The sequence below is a fragment of the Alkalimonas sp. genome (genome assembly GCF_020831925.1).
In the GTDB taxonomy this organism is placed as follows: domain Bacteria; phylum Pseudomonadota; class Gammaproteobacteria; order Enterobacterales; family Alteromonadaceae; genus Alkalimonas.
The window spans coordinates 1-3,374 of the sequence record NZ_JAFIFQ010000112.1 but is presented as its reverse complement, the minus strand read 5'-3'; the positions used below and the strand labels follow the sequence as shown (position 1 = coordinate 3,374).

The 3,374-nt window shown below is 54.5% G+C and carries 2 protein-coding genes and 1 pseudogene; 2 read left to right on the top strand and 1 reads right to left on the bottom strand.

The window, feature by feature from the left end; all coding sequences use genetic code 11:
- Positions 1 to 2,477, top strand: a 2,477-nt coding sequence (locus JJU14_RS16325; protein WP_228614785.1) for an InlB B-repeat-containing protein, incomplete at its 5' end; no start/stop codon positions are given.
- Between the two features lie 118 nt (positions 2,478 to 2,595).
- Here JJU14_RS16325 and JJU14_RS16320 read toward each other — a convergent pair.
- Positions 2,596 to 3,027: an Lrp/AsnC family transcriptional regulator gene (locus tag JJU14_RS16320; protein ID WP_228614784.1), complete on the bottom strand. Its 432-nt coding sequence runs from the start codon at positions 3,025 to 3,027 to the stop codon at positions 2,596 to 2,598.
- Positions 3,028 to 3,225: 198 nt separating this feature from the next.
- On the opposite strand from JJU14_RS16320, the pseudogene JJU14_RS16315 reads away from it, so the two are divergent.
- Positions 3,226 to 3,374: pseudogene (locus JJU14_RS16315) on the top strand (amidinotransferase); the annotation flags it as partial.

Here is a 3,374-nt window from a genome sequence, read left to right as displayed (position 1 = left end):
TGACCGCCTTGCAACAAACCCGCAGTGGTACCGCCGAGTGGCTGGATATCGCCGATGCTGAAACCCTATTGAGCCTGCAGGATGATGGCAGTTATCTGTTTAGTGCAGAGCGCACCGGCCGTTACACCTTTGAGTTCACCGATAGCGTCTCAGGAGAGCAAGTAAGCGTCAGCTTTGATGTGCTGCCTTACATTGCTTTTACTGCCAGCAGCCAGCCGGTGCAGCAAGATGTGGCGGCACGAGCGCGTGTCTGGCTCAGTGATGAGCCGATCGACTACCCGGTGCGGGTTGCGATCAAGGGCGAGCAGGTGCTACTGGATAGCAGCCACCTTGAGTTGATGGCGGCAGATAAAGGTCGTCGGGTATTTATGGTGACTGCCATCGCGAGCAGTGATGGTGAGTTAACACTGTTGAGTGATGGCCTGGAGCAAGCCTTGCTGGGAACGCCGCATCGTCAGCGGCTGACTGTACAGTCAGATCGGCCGCCGCTGGTGCTGCAGGCACGAGTTATCCAAGATGCCACAGAAGGTTTCGTCATCCAGCAAAGTGGTGGTTTGGTTGAGCTGGAAGCAACCGAGCTCAATGGCGTGGCGGCTGAGTTCAGCTGGCAAGCCGCGGAGCTTGAGTTGAGCACCAATGGCGCAACGGCAAGCTTTGACCCGGCGGGCCTTGCCTTGGGGCGTTACTACGTGCAATTGACGGCAGCTACCACAGAGCAACAAGGCGAGCTGGAGTTGGCTTTAAATGTGGTGGCGGATTGCCCGGTAGCGGATTGTAGCAGTAGCGGTACCAGTGGTATTCCTGCCAGCCAGAATCCAGAAGCTGGCGTGCCACATCGTTTGCCGCTATGCCCGCAAGGCAGTGGCAGTAGCCGGGTGGCACAGTGTCAGGGACAATCAGGGCTTTTTGTCGAAGTACCGAACCAATATCAGCTGACACTGGGTTTGTTCAGTGAGCAGCAATCCTGGCAAAGCGGTCAGTTCGGCGCAGCGCTGACGGAGGGCAGCTTGATGGATACCGGCTACCAGCATCTGGGCTTCCTGGTGAATATGGATGTGATTGGTTTGGAAAGCCCTGGCGAGTCGGTACCGGTTGCGATTCCTATGCCTGCCGGGCAAAGCATTCCAGCTGGGGCGGTGTGGCGCAAACTGGTGAATTTCGTTTGGCAGGATTTTGTTGAAGACGACAACAACCAGATTGACAGTGCACCACGCAATGCACTGGGCAATTGCCCTGGGGTATCGTCCGATGCATGGCGCTCGGGTCTGAACGAAGGCGATGCCTGCGTACGGTTAACCATTGAAGATGGTGGTCCAAATGACGATGATGGTCGTGCCAATGGTGTGATCCGTGATCCTGGGGTATTGGCTGTACAACAAACGGCTACGATTTCGTTTGACAGTGCCGGTGGCAGTGCGGTTACCAATATCACTGAACTGGTTGGTAGTGCCCTGACGCCACCAGCAGCTCCAAGCCGGGAAGGTTACACCTTCACCGGTTGGCAGCCCGCCTTCCCGGAGACAATGCCGGAAGACGATGTGCAACTCACTGCCCAGTGGCAAATCAATCAGTATGTGATTCGCTTCGATGTGGCCGGTGGCCAGGCCATCAATGATCTGGTGCTGGATTTTGGGGCCGCAATCAATGCACCGACACCAACCCGAACTGGCTATACCTTTACCGGCTGGTCACCGGCACTGCCTGCAACCATGCCTGCCAATGATTTGCAGGCGACAGCGCAGTGGCAACCGAGCAGTGTGACGGTGACGTCTAAAGGTGGAAGCCTCGGCGTGCTTAGCGCACTGTTGCTGGCAATGCTGGTGCTGATCCGCCGCTTGCGCTCCAACAAAGCACGGCGTAACGTGCAGCTTAGGATGCTGTGTGTCAGCGCACTGTTTTTGCCCATGCTGGTCTGGGCAGATGGTTGGTACCTTGGGGTGCAGGGTGGAGTGGCGAATAGCCATAGCTCGGGCAACCTGGCCGGTGCGGTGCAGCGCAAGTTGAATGATGCGGGCATATCCGGAACTGTGACACAGCAGTCGAACTCGGATACCGCTTACCGTCTGTTTGCTGGCTATCAGTTCAATGACTGGCTATCGGCAGAGTTAGGGTGGCTGGATTTAGGCGAAGCAAAGCTGCATTACGATGGTTTACCGGTGAATCAACCGCAAGCGACACTCAAGGCCCAACCGCAACGTGGCCGTGGTGCAGAGCTGAGCCTGGTTGGGCAGCTGGTGTTGGATGAGCACTGGCAACCGTATGTTCGTTTGGCTTTGTTTGATAATCGCAGTCGCTATCTGTTTTCAGGCACTGCTGCACAAGGACCTGAGCGGAAAAGTGGTATACGGTTAGGAGCAGAGCTTGGTATTGGGTATCAGCTTAACAATAAGCTGCAGCTGCGTGCAGCAGCTGCCCACTATGATACCGAAAACTTCAGTACTCGTTTGTTTAGCCTGGGTTTGCGCTATTCTTTCTGAGTGCGATAAACCAGGTGTGGGGGCATGTCACTGTGCCGGCCCCCATGTATCCGTTTAGCAGCTGGTCTCGAGCAATCGTTAAGCATGGCAACTGAATGCCCGCTGTTGGAGGCCGTGCTCAGATGGTTGAGAGCAAAATGCTGGTCTCACTGCTTAAAATGCCGTCTATCTCACGTACCTGGCGTAGCACATCATCAAAGGCTGGTAAATTAGCGGCCTGAATTTCAGCCACCAGATCCCAGGCACCATTGGTGGTGTGTAGGCGGGTCAACTCCGGGATCCCTTGCAATTTCTTGATCACCTGAGATGTTGATTTGCCGACCACTTCAATCATCATCACTGCCCGCACTGTCCCGGCTTCGAGTTGCTGATGCACCCGCACGGTAAAACCAATAATAGCGCCAGATGAAACCAGGCGATCCAGCCGGTTCTGAATGGTACCTCTGGATACCTTCAGGGTTTGGGCCAGGGTGGAGACAGCTGCCCGACCATCTTTTCTTAGTTCTGCAATCAGGGCATTGTCCAGCGAGTCATAACGATATGGTTGCATCAGAAAACCTCTGCAGGTATCACTTTTGTCTAAATGCACCTGGCAAATAGACAGATTATGCTGCAAAAATTGTGATTTTTTGCCATTTTGTCTGACAGTTGAACTGAATACAATAGCGAAGTTTCCTGGCTTACCATGGTTTATTGAAAAGGAAAGGTATGCAGTCATTGATGTTGTCAGCGAAGCAGGTGATGCCTGATGCGTAACTCTGTGCAGGCCCCAGCTGCTGTGGTGATGGTGCGGCCCCATCATTTTTGTTCAAACCCGCAGACCATGCGGGACAATGCTTATCAAACCCGCGATAGTCAGCACGATGCCAAACAGCAGGCGTATGCGGAAGTGACTGC

Coding starts and splice junctions, on each gene's coding strand:
- JJU14_RS16320 (WP_228614784.1), bottom strand. CDS start 3,027: ATGCAACCATATCGTTATGACTCGCTGGACAATGCCCTGATTGCAGAA.